The organism is Sinomonas flava, from assembly GCF_039531875.1.
In the GTDB taxonomy this organism is placed as follows: Bacteria; Actinomycetota; Actinomycetes; order Actinomycetales; family Micrococcaceae; genus Sinomonas; species Sinomonas flava.
Genome location: NZ_BAAAQW010000005.1, coordinates 49,635 through 75,433, shown reverse-complemented (window position 1 = coordinate 75,433; position 25,799 = coordinate 49,635). Strand labels below are relative to the sequence as shown.

The following is a 25,799-nucleotide window of genomic DNA, read 5'->3' as shown; positions in this document are numbered from 1 at the left end:
CCGGACCCTTCACCACGGGAGGAACACCATGAGCTTTGACATGAGCAGGCGGCAGTACTCGGACCTCTACGGCCCCACGACGGGAGACTGCGTCCGGCTGGCCGACACGGATCTGTTCCTGGAGATCGAGGAGGACCGCACCGTCCACGGCGACGAGGTCGTGTTCGGCGGAGGCAAGGTCATCCGCGACGGCATGGGGCAGGACGGCAACACGGTCCGGGACGGCGCTCCGGGAGACCTGTCCGTGGCCGACACTGTGATCACGAGCGTGATCGTCCTGGACTACACCGGCATCTACAAGGCGGACATCGGGCTGCGCGACGGGCGCATCCTCGCGATCGGCAAGGCCGGCAACCCCAACATCATGGACGGCGTCACCATCGTGATCGGCCCAAGCACCGAGGTGATCTCCGGCGAGGGCCGAATCGTCACCGCCGGCGGGATAGACACGCACGTCCACTTCATCAGCCCGGACCAGTTCCCGACAGCCCTCAACTCCGGGGTCACTACCCTGATCGGCGGGGGCACGGGGCCGGCCGAGGGCACGAAGGCCACGACGATCACCCCCGGCCCCTGGAACCTCGCGAACATGCTCAAGGCGGTCGAGGACGTCCCGCTGAACATCGGCTTCCTCGGCAAGGGGCACGCGAGCTCGGTCGAGCCGCTGGCGGAGCAGATCAAGGCTGGCGCGATCGGGCTCAAGGTCCACGAGGACTGGGGTGCGACCCACTCCTCGATCGACAACTCCCTGCGGGTGGCAGACCACTACGACGTCCAGGTGGCAATCCACACCGACACCCTGAACGAGGGCGGCTTCGTCGAGGACACCATCGCGGCGATCGCCGGCCGGGTGATCCACACGTACCACACGGAGGGCGCCGGCGGCGGCCACGCGCCCGACATCATCAAGATCGCGGGGCTCCCGAACGTCCTGCCGGCCTCGACAAACCCGACCCTGCCCTATACGAAGAACACCGAAGAAGAACACCTCGACATGCTCATGGTGTGCCACCACCTCAACCCGGACATCCCCGAGGACGTCGCGTTCGCCGACTCACGCATCCGGCCGGAGACAATCGCGGCCGAGGACGTGCTCCAGGACATGGGCGTCTTCTCCATCACCAGCTCCGACTCGCAGGCGATGGGGCGCGTCGGCGAGGTGGTCCTGCGGACCTGGCAGGTCGCCGACAAGATGAAGAAGCAGCGGGGCAAGCTCGAGGGTGACACCGAGCGGGGGGACAACTTCCGGCTCAAGCGCTACGTCTCGAAGTACACGATCAACCCCGCTCTCGCACACGGGGTGGCCGAGTACATCGGGAGCATCGAGGTGGGCAAGGTCGCGGACCTCGTGCTGTGGGAACCCGCGTTCTTCGGCGTCAAGCCGTACGCGGTCCTCAAGGGCGGCCAGGTCGTGACCTCGCTCATGGGGGACTCGAACGGGTCGATCCCCACACCGCAGCCGCAGACGATGCGCGGCTCCTTCGGCGCCCTCGGCAGCGCCGTGCACGCCTCCTCGATCACGTTCATGTCCCAGGCAGCGGTCGACGCCGGGGTCCCGGAGGCGCTCGGCCTGCGCAAGCACGTCCGGCCGGTCCGCGGGATCCGCACCCTGCGCAAGTCCGACTTGAAGTTCAACGGCGAGACGCCGCAGATCGACGTCGACCCCGAGACGTACGAGGTCCGCGTCGACGGCGAGAGGGCCACCTGCGACCCGGTCGACGTCCTGCCCATGGCCCAGCGCTACTTCCTCTTCTGAGGCTGACGGAAGGACAGGCATCCAATGATCGTCGAAGCCGTTGCAGGCAACGTCTCCGAGCTCACGGACGAAGAGCTTGCCGGGCTGCACGTGGAGAAGGTGGTGCTGCCCAGCGCCGCCCTCGTCAAGCGCATCCAGCGGGTGACTACCGACCACGGGCGGGAGATCGGGCTGAGGCTCGAGGCCGCTCCCGGGCCTGAGGGCGACCTGCGCGACGGGGACATTCTCGTCCGCGACGACGCCGGGCTCGTCGTCGTCTCGGTCGAGGCCACGGACGTGCTCGTGATCGCACCGCGGTCGGTCCACGAGATGGGGGTGACGGCCCATGCGCTGGGCAACCGGCACCTCCAGGCGCAGTTCTTCGACGAGGGCTCGGAGGACGGGGCGGCCGTGATGGTGGTCCAGTACGACCACACGGTCCAGGACTACCTCGACCACCACAGCGTGCCCTACCAGCGGCAGGAGCGGGTCATGCCCGTCCCGTTCCGCCACGCGGAGCACACCCACTGATGGGAGGAAACAGCCTCCGGGAGGAGGGCGCCGTGGACTGGGTCCTGCCGCTGCTGCAGCTGTGCGACTCGGCGCTGCCCACGGGGTCCTTCGCCCACAGCTTCGGCCTCGAAACCTACATGGACCGGGGCACGGTGGACGACGAGGCGAGCTTCCGCGAGTGGCTCGGGCAGTTCCTCGACCACCAGCTCGTGCACGCCGACGGGCTCGCGGTCCGGCTCGCCGCGGACCTCTGCTCCCCCGACGGCGGCCCGGCGGACGAGGCCCTGGTCCACCTCGATGCCCTCATGCACGCGCAGTCCCTGCCCGCCCAGCTGCGCGAGGCCGGCGTGACCATGGGACGCCGCCTCGTGGAGATCGGGTCCCAGGCCCTCCCGGGTCCACGTCTCGGGCAGTACGCGCGCCTCGTGGAGAGCGGCCGGTGCCGCGCGCACCAGTCGATCGCGTTCGCCCTCATCGGCGTGGACCACGGAGCGCCCACCCCAGTCCTCGTCCGCGCCTACCTCTTCTCCAGCCTCACGGCGCTCACCCAGAACGCGGTCCGTGGCGTCCCCCTAGGCCAGAACGCGGGCCAGCGCGTCCTGGCCACGATGCGGCCGCGCGTCGTCGCGGCGCAGCGCCGCATCCAGCAGCTCGGCCTCCGCGACCTGGGCGCCGTGCCCCCGGGCCTCGAGATCGCCCAGATGCAACACGAGACCCAGCGGGCCCGGCTGTTCATGAGCTGAGCCCTGCCCCTGCCAGAGCGACCAGCACCGCGAAAGGACACCTGACATGACACCGGTGAAGATCGGCATCGGCGGCCCCGTGGGCGCCGGCAAGACCCAGCTGGTCGAGCGGCTCACCCGGGCCCTCAGCCATGAGATCTCGATGGCCGCCATCACCAACGACATCTACACGATCGAGGACGCGAAGATCCTCGCCCGCACGAGCGTCCTGCCGTTGGACCGGATCGTGGGCCTCGAGACCGGCGGCTGCCCGCACACCGCGATCCGCGAGGACACCTCGATGAACCAGGCGGCGATCGACAGGCTCATCGAGGCCCACCCCGACCTCCAGGTCATCTTCGTCGAATCCGGAGGGGACAACCTCTCCGCGACGTTCAGCCCCGAGCTCGTGGACTTCTCGGTCTACATCATCGACGTCGCCCAGGGCGAGAAGATCCCCCGGAAGGCCGGACAGGGCATGATCAAGTCGGACCTGTTCATCATCAACAAGACCGACCTCGCCCCATTTGTCGGAGCGGACCTCTCCGTGATGGAGGCCGACTCGAAGACGTTCCGCGGCAACAAGGCCTTCTGCTTCACCAACCTCAAGACGGACGAGGGCCTCGAGCACGTGATCCGCTGGCTCAGGCACGACGTTCTCATGATGGATCTCGCGTGAGCGCGCTGGCCGATGCGGCGACGCTGTACCGGGGGGAGCTCGACCTCGGTCTGGACCGTCGCGGGGACGGGCGGACGGTCGCCAGGTCGCAGTACCACAGGGGCGCCCTGCGCGTCCTGCGTCCGATGTACCTGGACGCGACCGGGCAGGTGACGTACGTCGTCGTCAATCCGGGCGGTGCGTACCTGGACGGCGACCGGTACCGCATCGACGTGACGCTCGACGACGGCGCCGACCTCCTCTTGACCACCCAGTCAGCGACCAAGGTCTACCGGACCCCGAGGGAGGGCGCCATCCAGGAGGCGAGGTTCGTCCTCGGCAGCGGGAGCAGGCTCGAATACCTCCCCGACCAGCTCATCGCCTACCGCGGCTCCCGCTACGAGCAGGACACGCGGATCGAGATGGATCCGACGGCGGGTCTGGTGATGGCCGAAGTCGTGACCCCGGGCTGGTCGCCGTCGGGCGCGCCCTTCGGCTACCGGGAGCTGCGGCTGCGGACGGAGGTCGCGATGGGCGGCCGCCCGGTCGTGGTGGACAGCATCGTGCTCGACCCGTCCGACGGCGCCGGCGGCCTGGGCGCACTCGGCCTGCTCGAGGGCCACAGCCACCTCGGCTCGCTGCTCGTGGTCGACCCCCGGGCCGACCAGGACGCGGTCGACGCCGTCCGCGGCCTCCTCGCGGACCGGCCGGCCCTGCGCGGCGGCGTCTCGGCGCTGGCGGTGCCGGGGTTCGCGCTGCGGGCCCTCGGCCCCTCGACGGATGATGTGGGGGGCGTCATCCGGTCCGCCGTGGACAACCTGCGCGCCCGCTGGGGCGGCCAGGGCCGGGTGGACCTCAGGAAGTACTGAGGGGAGGGACCATGACCAGCAGCAGGCTCCAGCCCGGCGTCGCCCGGGGGGAGCGCCGGTCCTTACGGCACCGGGTGCTTGCCACGCTCGCCGCGGTCGCAGCGCTGCACGCCGTCGCCGTCATCCTCCTGCTGGCGGGTGCCGCCGGCGGCGGGGGTCCCCTCGCAGCAGGCCTTGTCGCGACCGCCTACCTCACCGGCGTCCGGCACAGCTACGACTGGGACCACATCGCGGCAATCGACAACTCGACCCGCCGGCTGGTGGCCATGGGCCGCGAGCCCGCGAGCGTCGGCCTCGCGTTCAGCCTGGGCCACAGCAGCGTGGTCATGGCCGCCGGCGTGCTCGTGGTCGCCGGCGCGGCCTTCATGTCCTCGCTCCTGCAGGAGGGCACCGCGGCGAACACGGTGCTCGCCCTCGTGGGCGGGTCCGTCTCCGGCGGTTTCCTCCTGCTGATCGGCTGCTTCAACGCGGCAGCAGCGCGCCGCGCCTGGACCCTGCGCGCGAGAGCGCACGCCGGAGCCGCCCTCGAGCCCCACCAGCTCGAAGCCCAGGGCCTCCTCACGCGGCTGCTCGCCCGGCCGCTGTCCCGCCTGGTGACGCCGCGGGGCATGTACGTGCTCGGCTTCCTCTTCGGACTGGGCTTCGACACCGCAAGCACCATGTCGCTGCTGATCCTCACCGCCTCAGCCTCCCTCAGCGGGGTGTCCGCGTGGACGCTCGCATCCCTGCCGTTCTTCTTCGCCGCAGGCATGTGCCTGTGCGATTCGCTCAACGGCTTCGCCGTCCTGCGGCTGTACCGCACCGCCTGGCAGGATCCTGCGCGAAAGCTGGGATTCAACGCGGCCGTCACGGGTGCCTCGGCCGTCTCGGCGCTGTTCATCGCCGCCATCACGATCGGCGGGGTGGCGCACCGCGGGCTCGGCCTGCACGACCCGCTGACCACATGGCTCGCCGGCGTCGACCTCGGGGAGGCAGGGCTCGCCCTCGTGGCGCTCATGCTCGCCTTCTGGGGCGTCGCCGCGCTCCTGGAACGGGCACGGCGCCGGCCCGAGCCAACGGTCCGGGAACCGTGACGCGCCTCCCGCTGGCCCTCGTGAGGAGCCAGGCCCAGATCTTCTTCCAGCCCGCGTGGCTCACGGGAGTCCTGCTCCTCGCCGCCTTCGCCGTCGCGAGCCCGCTCCTGGCGGGGTTCGCGCTGCTCGGCGCGGCGGTCCAGTCCGCCGCAGCCTGGTTCATCCCGGCGCTGGACCGGGCCGACGTCGTCGAGGGCAAGCACGGGTTCTGCGGGGCCCTGACGGCCGTCGCGGCCGGCACCGCCCTGGGCCCCACGCCCGCGGCGCTCGTGTGGGCGGTGGCAGGCTCGGTGGCGTGCGCTGGCGTCGTGCTCCTCATGGACCGCGGCGGGACCGCCGAGCGGGGCCTGCCCGCGATGACCGCGCCTTTCTGCGCCGTCAGCAGCGTTGCGCTCCTGGCCACCGCGTCGATGCAGTCGCCGCCCCCGGCCTTCGCCTACCACCCGACGGGCACGCTCCTCGACCCGGCCGTCGCCGTGCTCCTCAGCGTCGCCCAGGTGGTCCTGCTGGACAACGTCTGGAGCGGCGCCCTCATCCTGGCGGGGCTCTTCGCCGCGGGATGGGCTGTGGGCCTGTGGGCCCTCGTCGGCGCCGCCGTGGCCTCCGCCGTCGCATGGGCCGTCGGCGCGGACGCGGACGGCGTGCTCAACGGCCTGGACGGGTACTCGGGCGTTCTCGTGGCGCTGAGCCTCGGCCTGGTCTTCCTGCGGTCCCGGTATCGGGTCCCGATCACCCTCGCCGGAGTGGCGCTCACGGTCCCGGTGCGGCTCCTCCTGGCAGGCGCCGGCGTGCCCGTGTACACGTGGCCGTTCGTGCTCGTGACGTGGGCAGCGCTGGTGCTGGTCCACCTGGCGCGGAGCAGGACGAAAGGCGGTTCCGGAGCACCTCCCCGGCATGCCTAGGATGGGATCACTCGGAGAGAAAGAGGCGACAACGATGCTGTTCGACCACGACAACGACGATCCGATCCGCGTCCTGAACGACGCCGAGAGCTGGGAACTGCTCGAGGCCGCGCGCCATGGCCGTCTGGCCACCTTCGCCGCGGGTGAGCTCGACATTGTGCCCATCAACTTCCGGGCTTCGGGCCGCCGCCTGTTCCTCAAGACGACGCCTGGCACCAAGCTCGCGGAGCTCACCATCCACCCCGGCGTCGCCTTCGAGGCTGACGGCGTGATGCAGGACGAGGCGTGGAGCGTCGTCGTCAAGGGCACCGCCCGGGTGCTCGAGCACGCCGCCGAGATCGAGGAGGCGGAGGCCGTCGGCATCGAGACCTGGCTGCCCACCGTCAAGTCCGTGTACGTCGAGATCGAGCCCCAGCACGTCGAGGGCCGCCACTTCCGCCTCGGCGCGGAGCCGGAGGCCACGACCGCGCACGACTACTGAGCCCTGGCACCGCGCCATGGCCAACTCGCCGTCGGGCGACTCGATGGTCCACCGCCTCGTGCGGGTCATCGAGGCGTTCGACGGCGAGCACCGCACCTTGAGCGCGGCGGAGCTCGCCCGCCGCGCCGGCCTGCCCACGAGCACCGCGTACCGACTCGTCGAGGAGCTGCTCGCGGAGTCGCTCCTCGACCGTGACGGGCGGCGCCTCCGGCTTGGGACCCGGCTCTGGGAGCTGGTCTCCCGTGGCTCCAAGGTCCTAGGGCTCCGCGAGGCGGCCCTGCCCTTCATGGAGGACGTCCAGTCCGTGGTGGGCCACCACACCGTCCTCGGGATCCTGGACCAGAACGAGGTCCTCTACATCGAGCGGATCGGCTCCAACTCCTCCACCATCAACATCACCAAGGTGGCCGGCCGCCTGCCCGTCCACGCGACGTCGACCGGTCTGGTCCTCATGGCCTTCGGCCCCGCGGACGTGCAGGAGACCTTCCTCCGCCGGCGCCTGCCCCGGTACACCGACACGACCACGACCGATCCGGACGAGCTCCGCCGCAGGCTCGCCGAGGTCCGCCAGATGGGCTTCTGCGTCATGACCGGGGCCATCGTTCCGGAATCCACCGGCGTCGCTGTGCCCGTCTTCAACGCGGAGGGCACCGCTATCGCGGGCCTCAGCGTGGTCATCCCCCGCGCCGGGGGGCCCCTGCAGACCTCGATCTCCGCGCTCCAGACCGCTGCCCGCGGCATCTCCCGCGCACTGGGGTGGGACGGGACGCTGCGGGACGCGATCCGTAGGAGCCTCTAGGACACACGCCGGCCGAGCTCTGGACCCGAAACAATTCCCGATGATCGGGAATGTGTGATGTGCGGAACACGCCGAACCCCGACTCTCGTGAGTAGCCAGTTTTCCCGGCTCGAAGGAGAGTCCCATGAAGTACCTCATCGGCGCCCCGCGCAGCTCGTACGACGTCGTCGTGCTCGGCTCCGGCGCAGGCGCCCTCACGGCGGCGGCGACCGCCGCGCGCTCCGGCAAGTCCGTCGTCGTCCTCGAGAAGGCGAGCCTGCTCGGCGGAACGAGCGCCATCTCGGGCGGCATGCTCTGGATCGCGGCGAACCACCACGCCCGCGAGGCCATGGCGGACGGCGCGTTCGCCGACACGCGCGAGGCCGCCGCTGAGTACGTCCGCGCAGTCTCCCGCGGCCGCGGCCGCGAGGAGCTCCTCGACGCCGCGGTCTCCTACGGCGACACCATGCTCCGCTACGCCGAAGACGAGCTCGGCGTGAAGTTCCTCTTCCTCGACAACTTCCCGGACTACCGCCAGGACCTCCCGGGCGCGGTGGACGGCGGGCGGACCATCGAGCCGCAGCTGGCCAACATCGACGAGCTCCTCGGCGACCTCGCCGAGCATGTGCGCTCCGACGGCCGCGCCCCCTTCACGATGCAGGAGTATGAGGACTGGGGCGCCTTCACGCGCTTCCCCTGGGACGAGCTCGACGCCCGCGCGAAGGCCGGACTCGTCGCCAAGGGCCGTGCCCTCATCGCGATGCTCCTCGCGGCCGCCGTCCGCGACGGCGTCCACGTCGCGGTCGAGGCCCGCGGCGAGAGGCTCGTGCAGGACGGCGGGCGGGTCACCGGCGTCGTACTCGCCACCGGGGAGGAGATCGCCGCGACGGACGCCGTGGTGATCGGCACCGGCGGGTTCGAATGGGACCACGCCCTCGCGGACTCGATGCTCGCGAGCCGCCTCTACACGATGTGCTCCCCGCCCACGAACGAGGGCGACGGCCTGCGGATGGCCCAGCGCCTCGGCGCCCAGACGCGCGGCACGCGCGAGGCCTGGTGGGCGCCCATGTCCATCACCGGCGACACCCGGGACGGCAAGCCGATCGGCACCCTCCTGCGCTTCGAACGCCAGGGCCCGGGCTCGATCATGGTCAACCGCCACGGGAAGCGCTTCGCCAACGAGTCCCAGAACTACAACGACCTGGCCCGCTGCCTCCAGTCCTGGGACTCCCCCGCCAACACCACGCTCAACACCCCCGCGCACGTCGTCTTCGACCACGCCTACCTCGAGCGCTACGGCATCCTCGCCCACCGCGCGGGCGAGCCCACGCCGTCGTACCTCATCGAGGGCGCGACCCTGCCTGAGCTCGCAGCGAAGATCGGCGTGCCCGCCGAGAACCTCGTCGCGACGGTCGAGCGGTTCAACGCGTTCGCGGTCAAGGGCGAGGACCCGGACTTCCACCGCGGCGAGACGGCCTACGACAGGTACTGGGGCGACGCCGAGAACGCGTGGCCCAACCCCTCGCTCGGCCCGCTCGAGCGCGGCCCGTTCTACGCGATGGAGGTGGTCAACGGCGCGTTCGGGACGAACGGCGGCATCGCCACCGACGGCCGGGCACGCGTGCTCGACGTCGACGGCGCCCCGATCGCCGGCCTCTTCGCCGTGGGGAACGCGACCGAGAGCGCCTACGCGGCGGGCTACCCCGGCGCTGGCGCGACCCTCGGCCCGCTCATGACGATGGGCTACCTTGCCGGCCGGACGATCGCCGCGGAGCCGGTCGCGTACGACGCCGGGGCTGCCGCCGCCGGCGCTGTCACCGCCGAGCTGGCGGGGGCAGCGCGATGATCCGCCACGCCGTCCTGTTCAAGTTCAAGCCCGACTTCCCTTCCGAGCAGCGCGAGGCCTGGACCGCGGGACTGGACCGCATGCGCGGGAACGTCCCGGGGCTCCTGGCCCTGACGCACGGGCCGGACGTCATCCGCTCGGAGCGGGCCTTCGACTACGCGATCGTCGCGGACTTCGAGTCCGTCGCCGACATCGAGGTGTACAACACCCACCCCCTGCACGAACCGCTGAAGAAGTACTCCTTCCCCAACAGCGAGCAGATCATCTCCGTCGACTTCGAGATCACCAAGGATGCACCATGAGCAACGTTGCTCCCCGCACCTCAGCGGTTCCCGCGCCCTCCGCGGCGCAGCCCCGCAAGACCCCGGGCAAGGCGGCGCTCGCGTCGTTCCTCGGCTCCACGCTCGAGTACTACGACTTCTTCATCTACGGCACCGCCGCCGCGCTGGTCTTCCCCGCGCTGTTCTTCCCGGCCGACAACCCGACCGCGGGCCTCGTCGCGGCGTTCGCGACCTTCGGCGTCGCCTACGTGGCCCGCCCGCTCGGCGGCATGGTGATGGGCCACTTCGGCGACCGCCTCGGCCGCCGCAACGTGCTCCTCGTGACGCTCTCGCTCATGGGGCTCGCCTCGCTCGGCATCGGCTTCCTCCCGACGTACGACGCCGTGGGCCTCCTCGCGCCCGTGCTCCTCACCCTCGGCCGGCTCATCCAGGGCTTCTCCGCGGGAGCGGAGTCGGCAGGCGCCTCGACGCTGACCCTCGAGCACTCCCCCGAGGGCCGCCGCGGGTTCTTCACCTCGTTCGTCATGACCGGCTACGCCTCCGGGATGGTCCTGGCGACCCTCGTGTTCGTCCCCATCACGGCGCTGCCGAAGGACGACCTCATGTCCTGGGGCTGGCGCGTGCCGTTCTGGTGCTCCATCGTGGTCCTCGCGATCGCCTACTGGGTCCGGACGCACCTCGAGGAGACCCCGGTGTTCGAGGAGGCCAAGGAGGAGGCCCTTGAGACGGGTACGGCCCGCAAGCTCCCGCTCGGCCAGGTGCTCCGCTTCCAGGCACCCGACGTGCTGCGGGTCCTGTTCATGTCCATCTTCTCGGTCATGCAGACCATCTTCACGGTGTTCGGGCTCTCGTACGCGACCGCCCACGGCGGCCTCGACAAGGGCGCGATCCTGACGATCAACGCCGTGACCATCGGCGCCTCCATGCTGGTGATGCCCGCCGTGGCCACGCTCTCGGACCGGATCGGCCGCAAGCCCCTCATGCTCACCGCGATGCTCGGCTGCTCCGCCGCCCTGTTCGCCTACTTCTGGGCCCTCGGCACCGGCAACCTCGTCCTCGTGTTCATCGCGAGCTTCGTCTTCATGACGCTGCTGTACTCGGGCTTCAACGGCGTGTGGCCGGCCTTCTTCGCGGAGCTCTTCGCCGCCCCGGTCCGCTACACGGGCATGGCCCTGGGCAACCAGCTCGGCCTCCTCGTCGCGGGCTTCGGGCCCATGATCGGCGGCCTGCTCATGACGGCCGGTCCGACGGGCTGGGTCCCGGTCGCCGTCTTCGGGGCGGCCTGCGCGATCGCCGCCGCGATCGCCGCCTTCAGCGCCCGCGAGACCGCCCACACGCCGGTCGACGAGCTCGGCAGCCCCTACCTCACCGCCACCCGCACGAAGTGACCTCAGGAGACAGCACCATGAGCAACGACAAGACTGTGGCCTGCGACGTCCTCGTCGTCGGATCGGGGGCGGCCGGGATGGCCGCAGCCCTCAAGGCCGCGAGCCAAGGCCTGAGCGTGATCGTCGCCGAGAAGGAGCAGCACTTCGGCGGCACGACGGCGATCTCGGCCGGCTGGGCGTGGGTGCCCGGCAACCGCGTGGGCGCCGCCGCCGGGGACACCCGCGAGGAGGTCGAGACCTACCTGAAGAACCTCGCCCCCGAGACGTACAACGCTGACGGCGTCAGGCAGTTCCTCGACACGGTCCCCGAGGCGCTGGAGTTCTTCGAGCGGGAGACCGACGTCGAGTTCGTCTACCCCGACAAGGCCCCCGACTACCAGATGGACCTCCCCGGCGCGCGCCTGGGCGGCCGCGCGATCCTGCCCAAGGACACCGACGCCCGCATCCTCGGGGACAAGCGCCTGCTCATGCAGCCCTACCTGTCCTCCTACACCGTGTTCGGGTACATGCCCCAGGTCGGGCCGGACATGAACGAGTTCGTCCACGTCAACCAGTCGCTGAAGTCCTTCGTGTACGTGGCGAGGAAGCTCCTGCGGACCTGGTTCGACACGGCCCGCTACCGCCGCCCCGTGCTGCGCACCAACGGCAACGCGCTCATGACCCTCATGGTCAAGAGCGCACTCGACGCCGGCATCCGGCTGTGGGAGGGCACCCCCGTCCTCTCCCTCACCCGGGGCGACGACGGCGCCGTCACGGGTGCCGTGCTCGGCGGCCGGCATGCCGGCCGTGTCGAGGCGAGGCTCGGCGTCGTGCTCGCCGCCGGAGGGTTCTCCGGCAACGCCGAGCTGCGCCAGAAGTACTTCCCGCACGACGCCGCGGGCGACGACCACTTCACCCCCACGGTGGGCCACGGCGGGGACGCCGCGAACCTCGCGCTCTCCGCCGGCGGATACATCGACGACGGCGTCTCCTCGGTGGGCTCGTGGGCCCCCGTGACCGTGTTCCGGCACAACGACGGGCGCCAGCGGCTCTTCCCGCACCTTCGCGCGATCGGCCTTCCCGGGCTCATCGCCGTGGACCGGCACGGGAAGCGCTTCGGCAACGAGGCCCTGAGCTACCACGACTTCGGCGGGGCGATGATCGCCCACAACGCCGGCGAGGAGAAGACCTTCGGCTGGGTCATCGGGGACGCGAAGACCATGCACAAGTACGGCATCGGCTACGCCAAGCCCTGGCCCATGCCGCGCGGGTACTTCTACAGGGTCGGCTACCTCGTCAAGGGCGCCACCCTGCCGGAGCTCGCGGGGAAGATCGGCGTGGACGCCGCCGGGCTCGAGTCCACCGTCGCCGAGTTCAACCGCCATGCCGCCGCCGGCACCGACCCGGAGTTCGGCCGCGGCTCCACCGAGTACAACCACTTCCGCGGCGACATGGACCACCGCCCCAACCCCAACCTCGCGCCCCTGGACAAGGGCCCGTTCTACGCGGCCAAGATCCAGATGGGGGACCTGGGCACGTTCGCCGGGGTGGCCGTCGACTCGGACAACACGGTCGTGACCGAGGAGGGCGCGCCCATCCCGGGCCTGTTCGCGGTGGGCGCCGCCGCGCGCAGCGTGTTCGGCGGCGGCTACCCCGGCTACGGCTCGCACATCGGCGCGGCCCTCGTGTTCGGCTACCGCGCCGGGCGCGACATCGCCCGGCTCGCCGCCGAGCGTGGGGCGGCCCGCGGCGCGGTCCGCGGGATCGAGACCACCGAGGAGGCGGGGCGATGAGCACGCTGTCGGACCGAGTCGCCGGCAAGGTCGCCCTGATCTCGGGCGCCGCACGGGGAATGGGCGCCTCCCACGCCCGCGTCCTCGCCGCGCACGGGGCGAAGGTCGTCATCGGGGACCTGCTCGACGACGAGGGCCGCGCCCTCGCGGCGAAGATCAACGCGGAGTTCAACACCGGATTCGGCGGGGACGTGGCGCTGTTCGTCCATCTGGATGTGACGGACTTCGCGAGCTGGGAGCAGGCCGTGGGGGCCGCCGTCGAGCGTTCCGGGACGCTGGACGTGCTGGTGAACAACGCGGGCATCTTCACGCGCGGCAGCGTCGAGGAGGCCGACGTCGACGAGTGGCGCCGCACCATCGACATCGACCTCACCGGGAACTTCCTCGGCATGAAGGCCGCGGTGCCGGCCATGAAGGCCGCGGGCGGGTCGATCATCAACATCTCCTCGATCGCCGGGCTCGTCGGGTTCAAGAACCGCGCCGCGTACGCCGCGGCGAAGTGGGGCGTCCAGGGGCTCACCAAGACCAGCGCACTGGACCTTGGGCCGTACGGCATTCGGGTCAACTCCGTGCATCCGGGGTCGGTCAAGACGCCGCTGACGGCGGGCCTGAAGCGCGGGTTCGGGCAGATCCCGCTGGGCCGGGACGCGGCGCCTGAGGAGATCTCCGACCTCATCCTGTACCTCGCCTCGGACGAGTCGCGGTTCATGACCGGGGCGAACCTCGCGATCGACGGTGGCGAGACCGCGGGCAACAACCTGCGGCAGGACGCGTGAGCGCGTCCTTCACGGACCGCGTCGCCGTCATCACCGGTGCGGCGTCGGGCATCGGGGCCGCCACGGCGAGGCTGCTCGCCGAGCGGGGCGCCGCCGTCGTGCTCGGCGACGTCGCGGAGGGGGCGCACGACGTCGCGCGCTCCCTCCGCGGGGACGGGCACCGGGCCCTGTACGTGCGCACCGACGTCACGGACGAGGACTCGGTGGCGGCGCTCATGGACCGCGCGGCCGCCGAGTTCGGCGGCCCCGACGTGCTCGTGGCCAACGCCGGCATCGCCGAGCCAAAGGCGCCGCTGCACGAGCTCGACGTCGACGCGTGGCGGCGCGTCGTGGAGATCGACCTCACCGGGGTCGCGCTGTGCGGGAAGCACGCGCTGCGGCACATGGTCGCCGCCGGCCGCGGCTCGATCGTCAACGTGTCCTCGATCCTCGGGACCGTGGGCCAGGCGAACAGCACGTCCTACTCAGCGGCGAAGGCCGCGGTCGCGAATCTGACCCGGTCCGCGGCCGTGACGTACGCGTCCCAGGGGATCCGCGTCAACGCGGTCGCGCCCGGCTATGCCGACACCCCGCTCGTGGCCGGTCTTCCCGACGAGGTCCGCGCGGCGATCGCGGCGCGGCAGCCGATCGGGCGGCTTGCCCGGCCCGAGGAGGTGGCCGAGGCCATCGCCTTCCTCGCCTCGGACGCGGCGTCGTTCGTGGTGGGCGCGGTCCTCGCGGTCGACGGCGGGTACACGGCGGTGTAGCCGGCCATGCCCACACCCGCCGAACCCACCCGCGACTCGATCATCAGCCGCGTGGTGCGGATCCTGAGCTGCTTCGACCGCAGCACCGCAGCCCTGAGCCTGAGCAGCCTCGCTCGGCGCTCGGGGCTGCCGCTCACCACTGCCCACCGACTCTGCGAGGAGCTGCTCCGGCATGGCCTCCTCGAGCGCGACGCCGCCGGCGACCTGCGTCCCGGGCTGCGCATCTGGGAGCTGGGCTCCCGCGCCTCCCACGCCCTCACGCTGAGCGAGGCCTGCCGCCCCTACATGGAGGACCTCCAGGACACGGTGCGCCAGCACGTGACCCTGGCGGTGATGGACCGCGGCAGCGCCCTCTACGTCGAGAGGCTCTCCGCGCCCGAGTCCCCGCTCGACGCCGCCCACATCGCCCAGCGCATGCCGCTTCACGCCTCCTCGAGCGGCCTCGTCCTGCTCGCGTTCTCGGACCCCTCGGTCCGGGCCGGCGCCCTTGCCGGCCCGCTCGAGAAGGTCACGCCCGCCACCGTCACGGACCCCGAGCAGCTGCGGCGCCACCTCGCCGACATCCGGCAGAGGGGCTTCGCCGCGCCGCCCGGCGTGGGGCGCGCCGAATGGATCGGTGTAGCCGTGCCCGTGTTCGGGCCGGGCCAGAGCGCCCACGGGCCCTGCATCGCGGCCGCCCTGAACTGCATCCTCCCGCTCGACGCCGCGGACCTCGTCCCGCGCGTCGTCCCGGCGCTGACGACGGCTGCCCGCGGCATGTCCCGCGCCCTCCGCGGCTGAGCCCTGCCCTCTCCCCCTCCCCTCGTCGAGGGGTCACCTCCCCCTCCCGAGGGGTCACCTCCGCGCTTGGGGAGTGACTTCTTCCGGTCACCGGAAGGGTGCGTGCCACAGTGTGCCGGGCTCGGCCAGACTCAATCCATCGACGTGATCAGCGTCACGGAGCAGGGTCCAGCACCCGCTCCGACACCCCAACCCTTGCGACCGCAGTGCGCGCAGTGCCGCGCGCCCTCGGCGGAAAGGACCCAGGATGACCATCACCTGCCCCTTCACCGGAGCCACGGCGGACGCCGCCGGTGCGGCCCCCAGCGCCGGCGACCAGGCCGACGTCGTGCGCCCGACCGAACCGAACCTGCCGCCGTACTCGCACGAGCTCCCCTGGCCCGACGGCCTGGAGCCCTTCAAGGTGGTCGACGACGGCAGCCAGGGCGACCCCTACGCCCACTACGCGTGGATGCTCGAGAACGCCCCGGTCCTGCGCGCGGCCTCCGCGACCACGGACGTCTGGTTCATCTCGCGCTTCGAGGACGTCCGCAAGGCGCTCCGCGCCCCCAAGGTGTTCTCCTCCGAGGTGGTCAAGCCGGTGCCGCTGACGTTCCTGACGCTCATCGACGCCCCCGACCACGCCCGGCTGCGGCAGATCGTGGCGAAGGCGTTCACGCCGAAGGCCATCGGCCTCTTCGAGGACCGGATCCGCGAGACCGCCACACGCCTGCTCGACGAGCTGATCGCCCGCGGAGGCGGGGACGTCGTCGAGGAGTACGCGATCCCGCTGAGCATGTCCACGATCAGCGCCCTCCTCGACGTCCCGGCCGAGGACTTCGACAAGATGAAGTTCTGGTCCGACGAGACGTTCAGCTACTTCGGCCGCCTCGCCCGCAACGCCCCGGGCACCGGGACGGACGAGGAGAGCGCCCTCGCGTTCTTCGCGTACCTCAAGGACACGATGGAGCGACTGCACGCCGCCGGGAACGAGTCCGTCGGGGGCCAGATCGCGCGGATGTGGAAGGACGGGCAGCTCTCCGAGAAGGAAGCCAAGGAGCTGTGCGCGTTCGTCTTCATCGCAGGCCACGACACCACGACGATCCTCCTGGCCAACGCGTTCCGCGTCTGCGCCGAGAACCCGCACCTGCTCGCGCAGGTGCGTGAGACGCCGTCGGGCGCCGAGAAGTTCGTCGAGGAGCTCGCCCGTTTCCGGGGCACGGTCCAGCGCGTCTCCCGGGTCACGACCGAGGACGTCGAGGTCGCCGGGGTGGTGGTCCCCGCCGGTTCGATCGTCCGGCTGATGCCCGCCGCCGCGAACCACGACCCCCGCAAGTACCCGAACCCGGACGTATTCGACCTCGACCGGGACACGAGCGGCCACATGGGCTTCGGCCACGGTGTCCACGCGTGCCTCGGCGCGCCCCTGGCCCGCCTCGAGACGGTCGTGACCGCCGAGCTCCTGAGCCAGCGCCTCGCCGGTGTGGCGCTCGACCCGGCGCACCCGATCGAGTACGTGCGCGGCAACAATCTGACCAACTCGGGGCCGGAGCGCCTCGTCGTCTCCGTGGAGGGACGCAAGACCGTGGAGGGAAGCCATGAGTGAGACCATCCAGCCGGCGCGGCCGATCGTCGTCGTCGGATCGGGACACGCAGGGGTCGGCGTCGCCGCGGGGCTGCGCTCGCGCGGCTGGGACGGCCGCGTGGTCCTCGTCGACGCTGAGGGGCAGCTTCCGTACGAGCGGCCGCCGCTCTCCAAGGACCTCCTCGCCCCCGGCGCCGCGGCCGAGCCCGTGCCCATGCGCAAAGAGGCCTGGTACGCCGCGCGGCGTATCGAGCGCGTGCACGGCACGGCGGTGTCGGTCGACCGGGAGCGCCGCGAACTGACGCTCGACGACGGCCGCGTCCTGCCGTACGCGAAGCTCGTCCTTGCGACGGGGTCGACGCCGCGCCGGCTCACCGTCCCGGGTGGGGACCTCGACGGCGTCCTGCTCCTCAAGACCCTCCCGGACGCCCGCCGCCTCGCCGGCGAGCTGGCGCCCGGCCGGCACGTCGTCGTCATCGGGGCCGGCTACATCGGGCTCGAGGTCGCTGCGGCGGCGGCGAAGCTCGGCTGCTCGGTCACCGTCCTCGAATTCCAGGACCGGGTCATGAGCCGGGTGACGAGCGAGCCCGTCTCCCGGTTCTTCGAGGACGTCCACCGCCGTGCCGGGGTCGAGTTCCGCTTCGGCGCCGCGGTCACCGCGATCGAGGGCACGGGTTCCGCGGGAGGCGTGGGCCAGGTCGAGTGGGTCGTGACGGCCGACGGCGCGCGGCACCGTGCCGACGTCGTCGTCGCCGGGATCGGGGTGGTCCCCGAGCAGGGGCTCGCCGCGGCGGCCGGCCTGGACGTGAGCGACGGCGTCCTTGTCGATGCGGCCGGGCGGACCTCCGATCCGGACATCTACGCCGCCGGCGACGCGACCCGGTTCGCGAGCCTCTACGACGGGGCGAGCCAGCGGCTCGAGTGCATCCAGAATGCCCGCGCCCAGGCCGAGGCCATCGCAGCGGACGTCACCGGGCAGGCGCAGCCGGCCGCAGAGGTGCCTTGGTTCTGGACGGTCCAGCACGGCGTGCGGCTGCAGACCGCGGGCGTGCGCCACCCGGACGACGACGTCATCCTGCGCGGCGCCCCGGCCACGGGGAAGTTCACCGTGGTCTACCTCCGCGACGGCCGCGTTGCTGCGGTGGACACCGTCGGATCGCTGGCCGACTTCAACGCCGGCAAGCGGCTCGTGGCCCAGCGGGCGGCACTCTCCCCCGCGCTTGCCGCGGACCCGTCCATCCCGCTCGAGCAGGCCGTCGTGTCGCTCGAACCGGCATTCTGACCCCCACCAACCACTGCCGAAAGGTGAGCGACATGCCCACGACCATCACCGCCGTCGACCGCGACGGCACCCAGCACTCCCTCGAATGGGACGAGGACCAGTCCCTCATGGAGGTCCTCCGCGACAACGACCTGCCCGTGCTCGCCTCGTGCGGCGGGACGGCGTCCTGCGCGACGTGCCACGTGTACCTCGACGAGCCCGTCGCGGTCCGGCTGGGCGCGCGCAGCGCCGACGAGGAGGAGCTCCTGGCCGACGCCGAGGGGTTCCGCGAGTGCGGCTCCCGCCTCTCCTGCCAGATCGCGCACGACCAGGAGCTGGACGGGATCCGCGTGGAGCTCGCGCCGGAGTCCTGAGAGGCCCGTGCCGCGCCCCTTGTCGTTTCGGGTACAGATAATCCACGCCCTGCGCCGTCTCGGGTACAGATAATCCACACCCCCGCCGTCTAGGGTACAGATAATCCACACCCCCGCCGTCTCGGGTACGCATTCGCCGTCGGCCGACCCCGCCTCCACACGCAATCCGGGCCTCCTGCCCGACTTCTCGGTCAGGCCAGCTGAGCCTCCTGGCAGAGCGGTTCCTCCCCGACTGAGGCGCCGAGACGCTGATGAGACGGGTTGCGGGTGACGGCGAGACGCCCTGCCGCCGGTAAGAAGCCCTCAAGCCGCCCCCCTCGCCGCGAGGCGTCTCCGCGTCTTGACGCTCGCCCCACCCGTCCGCCCGCAGCCCGCTCCAGAGTTGGCGTACCCGAAACGCCGCCAGCGCGAATTCGGCGTACCCGAAACGCCGCCAGCGCGAATCCGGCGTACCCGAAACGCCGCCAGCGCGAATTCGGCGTACCCGAAGCGCCGCCACCGCGAATTCGGCGTACCCGAAACGGGGTCGAGGCGGGGGACGGGTCCCAGGGCGGGTGCGGGTGGGCACGGGCTCCTGGGCCGGGGAGGCCTAGGTGCGCGGCGCCGATCCCGCCGAGGCTGCTGTCTGCTCGTCGAGGTCGATCCCCCCTGCGAACTGGCTCATGTAGAGCCGGTGGTAGGCGCCCCCGCGCTCGAGGAGTTCCTCGTGCCCGCCCTGCTCGACGATCTTGCCGTTCTCCATGACGAGGATCGTGTCCGCGTCCCGGATCGTGGAGAGCCGGTGGGCGATCACGAACGATGTGCGGTCCGTGCGGAGCGCGGCCATGGCCTTCTGCACGAGCAGTTCAGTGCGGGTGTCCACGGACGAGGTGGCCTCGTCAAGGATCAGCAGCGAGGGGTTGGAGACGAAGGCGCGGGCGATCGTGATGAGCTGCTTCTCGCCGGCGGAGACGTTGGTGCCCTCCTCGTCGATGACGGTCTGGTAGCCGTCGGGAAGCGCCCTGACGAACCGGTCCACGTAGGTGGCCTTCGCCGCGGCGATGACTTCCTCCTCCGTCGCATCGAGGTTCCCATAGCGGATGTTGTCGTAGATCGTCCCACCGAACAGCCACGCATCCTGAAGGACCATGCCCACCTTCGAACGGAGCTCGGCCCGCGAGAGGTCGCGGATGTCCACGCCGTCGAGCAGGATCCGGCCGGCCTGGATCTCGTAGAACCGCATCACGAGATTCACGAGGGTCGTCTTTCCGGCGCCCGTGGGGCCGACGATGGCGACGGTGTGGCCCGGCTCTGCCGTGAGCGACAGGTCCTCGATGAGCGGCTTGTCCTCGGAGTAGGAGAACGAGACGTGCTCGAAGTCGACGTGCCCGTCCGTGACCGCCGGCAGGTGCGAAGTGGCCGTCTCCGGCTCCTCTTCGTCGGCGTCGAGCAGCTCGAAGGTCCGCTCGGCAGAGGCGACGCCGGACTGGAGCATGTTGGCCATGCCCGCGATCTGGCCCAGCGGCTGCGTGAACTCGCGGGAGTACTGGATGAACGCGGTCGCGTCGCCGAGGCTCATCTGGCCGGCGGCGACTCGCAGGCCGCCCACGACGGCGATGCCCACGTAGGCGAGGTAGCTCACCCAGTTCATGACCGGGAAGATCATGCCGGACACGAACTGCGCGTTGAACGAGGCCCGGTACAGTTCCTCGTTCTTCTCGTCGAACCGGCGCACCATGTCCGCCTGGCGGCCGAACACCGTCGCGAGGTCGTGGCCGGAGAAGGACTCCTCGATCTGTCCGTTGAGCAGACCCGTGTTCTTCCACTGCGACTGGAACATCTTCTGGCTGCGCGAGCCGATCACGCCCGCGACGACGCCCGAGAGGGGCAGCGCGATCAGGGCGATGAGGGCGAGCTGCCACGACACGATGAACATCATGACAACGATGCCGAGCACCTGCAGGAGCGAGGACAGCAGCTGCGAGAACGCCTGCTGGAGGCCCTGCTGGATGTTGTCCACGTCGTTCGTCACCCGGGAGAGCACGTCGCCGCGCTGCCGGGTGTCGAAGTAGCCGAGCGGGAGGCGGTTGATCTTCGCCTCGATGTCCTGACGGAGCCGGTAGACGACCCGCATGACGAGCCGGTTGAGGATGTAGCCCTGGGCCCACATGAACACGCCGGCCACGAAGTACATGAGCAGCACGACGGCGATGAGGAACGTCAGCCGCGAGAAGTCGATGCCCTGCCCGGGCACGAGGTTCATGCCGGAGAGCATGTCCGCGAAGTTGTCCTGGCCCTGAGCCCGCAGGCCCTCGACGACCTGGTCCTTCGTGACGCCGGCAGGCATCTGCTTGCCGATGGCGCCGGTGAAGATGACGTCCATGGCCTGGCCGAGGATCTTCGGGGCGATCACGGTGAGCACCACCGAGACGAGGATGAACAGCACGACGACGCTCATCAGCGCCCGCTCGGGCTTCAGCAGCCCCATGAGCCGCTTGGCGCTGGGGCCGAAGTTCTTGGCCTTCTTGGCGGGCATCTCGCCGAACATGCCGCCGTCGGCCTCGGTGGGGCGGTACTCCTCCTCGAGGATCTCCTCGGCTTCGGCGACCACCTGGCCGCCCTGGGGCGCTCCGTCCTGGGACACGGCTTCCTTCCGGACCTCGTTCTTGCCCTGCCTCGTGATTCGGCGATCAGCCACCGTGCGCCTCCTTGCTGCCGGAAGAGACACTCGCGGCATCTTCGGCCGTGATCTGCGACTGCACGATCTCCTGGTACGTCGGCGAGGTCTCGAGCAGTTCCTCGTGCGTACCGCGGTCCACGATCTTGCCCTTGTCGAGCACGAGGATGAGGTCCGCGTCGATGATCGTGGACACCCGCTGGGCCACGATGATGACCGTCGCGTCGGCGGTCTGCTTCTTCAGGGCGCGGCGCAGCCTCGCGTCAGTGGTGACGTCGAGGGCCGAGAACGAGTCGTCGAACAGGTACACGGCGGGCTTCGCGACGAGGGCGCGCGCGATGCACAGGCGCTGGCGCTGCCCGCCGGAGACGTTCGTGCCGCCCTGCGCGATCCCGGCCTCCAGTCCCTTGGGCTTCTCGCGGACGAAGTCTGCTCCCTGTGCCACGTCGAGTGCCTGCCAGAGCTCATCCTCGCTCGCGTCCTCGCGGCCGAACCGGAGGTTGTGGGCGATCGAGCCCGAGAACAGGTAGGGCCGCTGCGGGACCATGGCCACGCGGGAGGTGATCTCGGAGCGGGGCATCCTGTCTACGGGCACCCCGTCGAGGAGCACTTGGCCGCTCCCCGCGTCGTAGAGGCGCGGGATGAGGGACAGCAGGGTCGTCTTGCCCGAACCGGTCGCACCGATGATCGCCACCGTCTGGCCCGGCCGCGCGGTGAACGTGAGGCCGGAGAGGACCGCGGCCTCCGCGCCCGGATACGAGAAGGAGACGTCGCGGAACTCGACGACGCCCTCGCGCTTGGCCGGGATCTCCGGATCGCCGGGAGCGGCCATCGAGGGCACGACGTCGAGCACCTCGCCGATGCGGTCGGCGCAGACGGAGGCGCGCGGGATCATCATGGCCATGAACGTGCCCATCATGACGGCCATGAGGATCTGCAGGAGGTACTGGAGGAACGCCGTGAGGGACCCGACCTGCATCTCGCCCGCGTCCACACGCTGGCCGCCGAAGTACAGGACCGCGGCGGTGGACAGGTGCAGGAGCATCATGATGATCGGGAACATGAGCACGAAGATCGCGCCGACCCGGAGGGAGATGTCGGTGAGGGCCTTGTTCGCCTCGGCGAACCGCCCTTCCTCGAACGGCTCGCGCACGAAGGCGCGCACGACGCGGATGCCCATGATCTGCTCGCGCAGCACTCCGTTGATCCCGTCGACCCGCTTCTGCATGCCGCGGAAGAGCGGCAGGAGCAGGTACACGAGGTAGCCGACGATCGCGAACAGCACCGGCACGGACACCCAGACGAGCCACGAGAGCCCGAGGTCCTCGCGAAGCGCCATGATGATGCCGCCCACGCACATGATCGGCGCGGACACCATGAAGTTCAGCCCCATCAGGAGGACCATCTGGACCTGCTGGACATCATTGGTCCCGCGGGTGATCAGGGTCGGCGCACCGAAGGACTGGACCTCCTGTGCGGAGTAGGACGTGACCTTGCGGAAGACTGCCTGCCGGAGGTCCCTGCCGAAGGCCATCGCGGTCTTCGAGCCGAAGTAGACCGCCGCGATCGCGGTGATCACCTGTGCCAGCGCAATGCCGAGCATGAGGGCGCCCTGCCGCCAGATGTACCCGGTATCGCCCTTCGCGACCCCCTGGTCGATGATCTGGGCGTTGATGCTGGGCAGGTAGAGGGTCGCAATGGTGGTCGCGAGCTGGAAGACGACCACAGCCACAATCCAGAGCCAGTAACGGGCGCTGTAGCGCCGGATGAGTGTGAGGAGCATCGAGGTCCTTCGAGTCTTGGGCCCCCCGCGGGATGCCGAAAGGGGCGTGTCAAGCGTAGGCCCGCGCGCACCTGCGGGGCATCAGTCCTGAGGACTAATCAGCCAGCCTGCGGACAGCAACTGTCCGCAGGCTGGCTGATCGATGAGAAGCCTCTGACAGGGCCTCAGGTGGCCGTGTGGCGACCCCGCGTGGCGAGGTAGAGCGCCGCCTCCTTCTGGAGCTGCCGTTCGGCCGCAAGCTCGGCCTGTAGTTCGGCGAGCGACGCCGCCGTCTCGGCCTGCGCCTTGGCCGTCTGGCCCTGCTCGGCGGCGATACGCTGCTGTACCTCGAGCTGGTCCGCGACCCGGGAGAACAGCTGGCCCAGTTGGACCTGCTGCGCGGCGAGGAGCCGCTGCGTCTCCTGGAGGACGGCGACGTCGGGCACGCCGGTGGCACCCGCGCGCTCCGCGGACGAGGAGGCGGACTCGGCCTCGGCCAGCAGGAGCTGCAGCTCGCCGTCCAGGCCCACGGCCTCGCCCTCGCGCCCGGCCAGCGCGGCACGGACCGCAGCCCGGCGGGACGCGCCGTCGTCGGCAGCACCCGCCGCGGGTGTGCCCGCCTCCCCGCCTCGGTGGGCAGCGGACGACGGCGAGCCGGTCGCCTCGGGCGAGGAGGCGGCGTCGTGCGTCTGGCCCGGTTCGGAGGGCTTGACGATGTCCACCGTGCGGCGCAGCGGGACCTCCTTGATGAAGGCCACCGCGATGAGCGCGACGACCGCGATCACGGCCGCGATGAGGAACACCCGAGCGGTCGCGTCACCGAACGCGCCGCGGACGATCTCGGCGATGGGCGCGGGCATGTCCTTGAGGTCCATGCTCCCGCCGGCGGAGCCGCCCGAGGCCTGGATGCCGCGGTCGGCGAGGCCCTGGACGACGAGGTCGCTCGAGCGGTTGCTCAGGACGGCGCCGAGCACCGAGACGCCGACCGCGCCGAACACGGAGCGGAAGAACGCGACCGTGGAGCTGGCCGTGCCGATGTCCGCGGCGCGGACGGTGTTCTGCACGCCGAGCACGAGGTTCTGCATGGTCATCCCGAGGCCGAGGCCGAGCCCGAACGTGTACACGCCGGTGATCCAGAGCTCGGTGGTGTGGTCGATCGTGCCGAGAAGGCCCAGGCTCGCGATCGTCAGGATGGAGCCGAGGACGAGCCAGCGCTTCCACTTGCCGGTCCGCGTGATGATCTGGCCCGACACGACCGAGCCGAGGAAGTTGCCCGCGATCATGGGCAGGGTCAGCAGGCCGGCCTCGGTCGGCGTCGCGCCGCGGGCCACCTGGAAGTACTGGCCCAGGAAGGAGGACGAGGCGAACATCGCCACGCCGACGGCCGCGGACGCGAGGATGCTGAGCGCCGTCGTGCGGTTGGCGACGATCTTGAGCGGGATGATCGGCATGGCCACGCGGGACTCGACGACCACGAGGAGGATCAGGCCCAGGAGCGAGCCGCCGACCATGACAGCCGTCTGCCAGCTCCACCAGTCGTAGTAGTCGGCCTTGCCGGCGAAGGAGACCCAGATGAGCAGCGTCGAGACCGAGGCGGTGAGCAGGATGGTGCCGAGCCAGTCGATCTTGGCGGGGCGCTTGACATGCTGGATCTTGAGCGTGGTCTGGATGAGGAACAGCGCGACGACGGCGAGGGGCACGCAGACGAAGAACGTCCACCGCCAGCCGAGCGGCGAGTCCACGATGAAGCCGCCCAGGAGCGGGCCGCCCGCGGTGCCGACGGCCATGACGGCGCCCATGTAGCCCGAGTACTTGCCGCGCTCGCGCGGCGGGATCATGGTGCCGATGATCGCCATGGCCAGGGCCGTGAGCCCGCCCATGCCGATGCCCTGGATCACGCGGGCCGTGAGGAGGGAAGGGATGTCCTGGGCGAATCCGGCGATCACCGATCCCGCGACGAACACCACGATGTTCAGCTGGGTGAGGAGCTTCTTGTTGAAGAGGTCCGCGAGCTTGCCCCAGATCGGGGTGGTCACGGCGTTGGCCAGGAGAGCCGCGGTGATGACCCACGCGAAGTCGGTCTGGGTGCCCTTGAGGTCCGACATGATGGTCGGCAGGGCGTTCGCCACGATCGTGGACGAGAGGATCGCGGTGAAGAACGCCGCGAGGAGGCCGGTGAGGGCCTCGAGGATCTGCTTGTGGCTCATCTGCGGAGCCGGTGCTTCAGTGGGCTGCACGCGCTTCCTCCTGTGCGGTCGTAGTGGTCATGGCTGTGAGGCGGCGGTCGGCGGAGCCGCGCCGGAGGGCGTCCGAGAGCTGGGACAGTGCCTCGACCGCGGCGGCCGCCCGCCCCTCGTCCCAGTCGGCGAGGTAGCTCTGGAGCCGGGCGATCCGGTGCTCCTCGATCTCGCGCAGCGCGGCCCACCCGGACTCTGTGAGCGCGATGAGCTGGGCCCTGCGGTCCTCGGGGTCGCGGTGCCGCTCGACGTACCCGAGGGCCTCGAGGTCGGAGAGGTGCCGGCTCAGGACCGGGGCACTCACGCCGAGCCGCGAGGCGATCTCGACGGCGCGCCCCCCGTGCTCGGCGACCATGCGCAGCACGCCCTGGAAGGCGACGCCGAGGTCGTGGTGCTTGAGCTCCGAGTTGGCGAGGCAGCGCACGACGCGCTGGAGGTCGAAGACCCGGTGGACGAGTTCCCGCGCGGTCCCGGGATCGACAGGCATTGCCGCCTCCTAATTGATTGCTTGCAGCAACTATACGCTGCGAAGGTTGCCTACACAAACCAATTCACTAGGTAACCTTTGTAAGCTTCGCCACTCTCCGGCGCGGGCGCCCCCCTCAACGACGTCTGGGGGTCACCT

Annotated in this window: 23 protein-coding genes; 19 read left to right on the top strand and 4 right to left on the bottom strand. The window is 70.7% G+C overall.

Going from position 1 to position 25,799, the window contains the following annotated elements; translation table 11 throughout:
* Window positions 1–28 precede the first annotated feature (28 nt).
* The 19 genes from ureC to ABD298_RS08815 all read left to right on the top strand — a co-directional run bounded on the left by ureC (window position 29) and on the right by ABD298_RS08815 (window position 18,519).
* On the top strand, window positions 29–1,756 hold the full coding sequence (gene ureC / locus ABD298_RS08905) for an urease subunit alpha (RefSeq protein WP_208711828.1): 1,728 nt from the start codon (window positions 29–31) through the stop codon (window positions 1,754–1,756).
* A 24-nt stretch (window positions 1,757–1,780) separates the two neighbouring features.
* Window positions 1,781–2,266 (top strand): urease accessory protein UreE, encoded by a 486-nt coding sequence (gene ureE / locus ABD298_RS08900; protein WP_208711827.1) that lies wholly within the window; start codon window positions 1,781–1,783, stop codon window positions 2,264–2,266.
* A complete protein-coding gene (locus ABD298_RS08895; RefSeq protein ID WP_208711826.1) occupies window positions 2,266–2,991 on the top strand; it encodes an urease accessory protein UreF in 726 nt (241 codons plus the stop codon). Before ureE ends, ABD298_RS08895 begins: the two co-directional genes overlap by 1 nt.
* 46 nt (window positions 2,992–3,037) lie before the next feature.
* The gene (gene ureG / locus ABD298_RS08890) at window positions 3,038–3,649 is read left to right on the top strand and encodes an urease accessory protein UreG (protein WP_208711825.1); all 612 of its coding nucleotides are present in this window, start codon (window positions 3,038–3,040) and stop codon (window positions 3,647–3,649) included.
* Window positions 3,646–4,497 (top strand): urease accessory protein UreD, encoded by an 852-nt coding sequence (locus ABD298_RS08885; protein ID WP_255405542.1) that lies wholly within the window; start codon window positions 3,646–3,648, stop codon window positions 4,495–4,497. The genes ureG and ABD298_RS08885 overlap by 4 nt, the downstream gene beginning before the upstream one ends.
* A gap of 11 nt (window positions 4,498–4,508) precedes the next feature.
* Window positions 4,509–5,570 carry a HoxN/HupN/NixA family nickel/cobalt transporter gene (locus ABD298_RS08880; protein WP_208711824.1) on the top strand — a complete coding sequence of 354 codons (1,062 nt, stop codon included), beginning with the start codon at window positions 4,509–4,511 and terminating at the stop codon, window positions 5,568–5,570.
* Complete coding sequence (locus ABD298_RS08875) at window positions 5,567–6,472, top strand: urea transporter (RefSeq protein WP_344299324.1); 906 nt, start codon at window positions 5,567–5,569, stop codon at window positions 6,470–6,472. Before ABD298_RS08880 ends, ABD298_RS08875 begins: the two co-directional genes overlap by 4 nt.
* A gap of 34 nt (window positions 6,473–6,506) precedes the next feature.
* Complete coding sequence (locus ABD298_RS08870) at window positions 6,507–6,953, top strand: pyridoxamine 5'-phosphate oxidase family protein (RefSeq protein WP_344299323.1); 447 nt, start codon at window positions 6,507–6,509, stop codon at window positions 6,951–6,953.
* Between the two features lie 16 nt (window positions 6,954–6,969).
* Window positions 6,970–7,752, top strand: coding sequence for an IclR family transcriptional regulator (locus tag ABD298_RS08865; RefSeq protein ID WP_344299322.1), 783 nt, complete (start codon window positions 6,970–6,972; stop codon window positions 7,750–7,752).
* Window positions 7,753–7,876: 124 nt separating this feature from the next.
* Entirely contained in the window at window positions 7,877–9,577 is a 1,701-nt protein-coding gene (gene chcC1, locus ABD298_RS08860; RefSeq protein ID WP_344299321.1) for a 4-oxocyclohexanecarboxylate 2-dehydrogenase, read from the top strand.
* Complete coding sequence (locus ABD298_RS08855; protein WP_344299320.1) at window positions 9,574–9,879, top strand: Dabb family protein; 306 nt, start codon at window positions 9,574–9,576, stop codon at window positions 9,877–9,879. The genes chcC1 and ABD298_RS08855 overlap by 4 nt, the downstream gene beginning before the upstream one ends.
* Window positions 9,876–11,246: an MFS transporter gene (locus tag ABD298_RS08850; RefSeq protein ID WP_344299319.1), complete on the top strand. Its 1,371-nt coding sequence runs from the start codon at window positions 9,876–9,878 to the stop codon at window positions 11,244–11,246. Before ABD298_RS08855 ends, ABD298_RS08850 begins: the two co-directional genes overlap by 4 nt.
* A 17-nt stretch (window positions 11,247–11,263) precedes the next feature.
* Window positions 11,264–13,018, top strand: coding sequence for a 4-oxocyclohex-2-ene-1-carboxylate 5-dehydrogenase (chcC2, locus tag ABD298_RS08845; RefSeq protein ID WP_344299318.1), 1,755 nt, complete (start codon window positions 11,264–11,266; stop codon window positions 13,016–13,018).
* On the top strand, window positions 13,015–13,794 hold the full coding sequence (gene chcB1, locus ABD298_RS08840; protein ID WP_344299317.1) for a trans-4-hydroxycyclohexanecarboxylate dehydrogenase: 780 nt from the start codon (window positions 13,015–13,017) through the stop codon (window positions 13,792–13,794). Before chcC2 ends, chcB1 begins: the two co-directional genes overlap by 4 nt.
* On the top strand, window positions 13,791–14,540 hold the full coding sequence (gene chcB2 / locus ABD298_RS08835; RefSeq protein WP_344299316.1) for a cis-4-hydroxycyclohexanecarboxylate dehydrogenase: 750 nt from the start codon (window positions 13,791–13,793) through the stop codon (window positions 14,538–14,540). Before chcB1 ends, chcB2 begins: the two co-directional genes overlap by 4 nt.
* Window positions 14,541–14,546: 6 nt before the next feature.
* Window positions 14,547–15,320 carry an IclR family transcriptional regulator gene (locus tag ABD298_RS08830; RefSeq protein ID WP_344299315.1) on the top strand — a complete coding sequence of 258 codons (774 nt, stop codon included), beginning with the start codon at window positions 14,547–14,549 and terminating at the stop codon, window positions 15,318–15,320.
* 247 nt (window positions 15,321–15,567) lie between these two features.
* Window positions 15,568–16,905 (top strand): cytochrome P450, encoded by a 1,338-nt coding sequence (locus ABD298_RS08825; protein WP_344299314.1) that lies wholly within the window; start codon window positions 15,568–15,570, stop codon window positions 16,903–16,905.
* The gene (locus ABD298_RS08820) at window positions 16,898–18,166 is read left to right on the top strand and encodes an NAD(P)/FAD-dependent oxidoreductase (protein WP_344299313.1); all 1,269 of its coding nucleotides are present in this window, start codon (window positions 16,898–16,900) and stop codon (window positions 18,164–18,166) included. Before ABD298_RS08825 ends, ABD298_RS08820 begins: the two co-directional genes overlap by 8 nt.
* Before the next feature lie 32 nt (window positions 18,167–18,198).
* Entirely contained in the window at window positions 18,199–18,519 is a 321-nt protein-coding gene (locus ABD298_RS08815) for a 2Fe-2S iron-sulfur cluster-binding protein (RefSeq protein ID WP_208711805.1), read from the top strand.
* 589 nt (window positions 18,520–19,108) lie between these two features.
* Here ABD298_RS08815 and ABD298_RS08810 read toward each other — a convergent pair.
* The 4 genes from ABD298_RS08810 to ABD298_RS08795 all read right to left on the bottom strand — a co-directional run bounded on the left by ABD298_RS08810 (window position 19,109) and on the right by ABD298_RS08795 (window position 25,661).
* Window positions 19,109–21,046, bottom strand: coding sequence for an ABC transporter ATP-binding protein (locus ABD298_RS08810; protein ID WP_344299773.1), 1,938 nt, complete (start codon window positions 21,044–21,046; stop codon window positions 19,109–19,111).
* A 142-nt stretch (window positions 21,047–21,188) separates the two neighbouring features.
* Window positions 21,189–22,958, bottom strand: a complete 1,770-nt coding sequence (locus ABD298_RS08805) for an ABC transporter ATP-binding protein (protein ID WP_344299312.1) — start codon at window positions 22,956–22,958, stop codon at window positions 21,189–21,191.
* A 164-nt stretch (window positions 22,959–23,122) separates the two neighbouring features.
* On the bottom strand, window positions 23,123–25,144 hold the full coding sequence (locus tag ABD298_RS08800; protein WP_344299772.1) for an MDR family MFS transporter: 2,022 nt from the start codon (window positions 25,142–25,144) through the stop codon (window positions 23,123–23,125).
* Between the two features lie 16 nt (window positions 25,145–25,160).
* Complete coding sequence (locus ABD298_RS08795) at window positions 25,161–25,661, bottom strand: MarR family winged helix-turn-helix transcriptional regulator (protein ID WP_344299311.1); 501 nt, start codon at window positions 25,659–25,661, stop codon at window positions 25,161–25,163.
* Window positions 25,662–25,799: the final 138 nt, after the last annotated feature.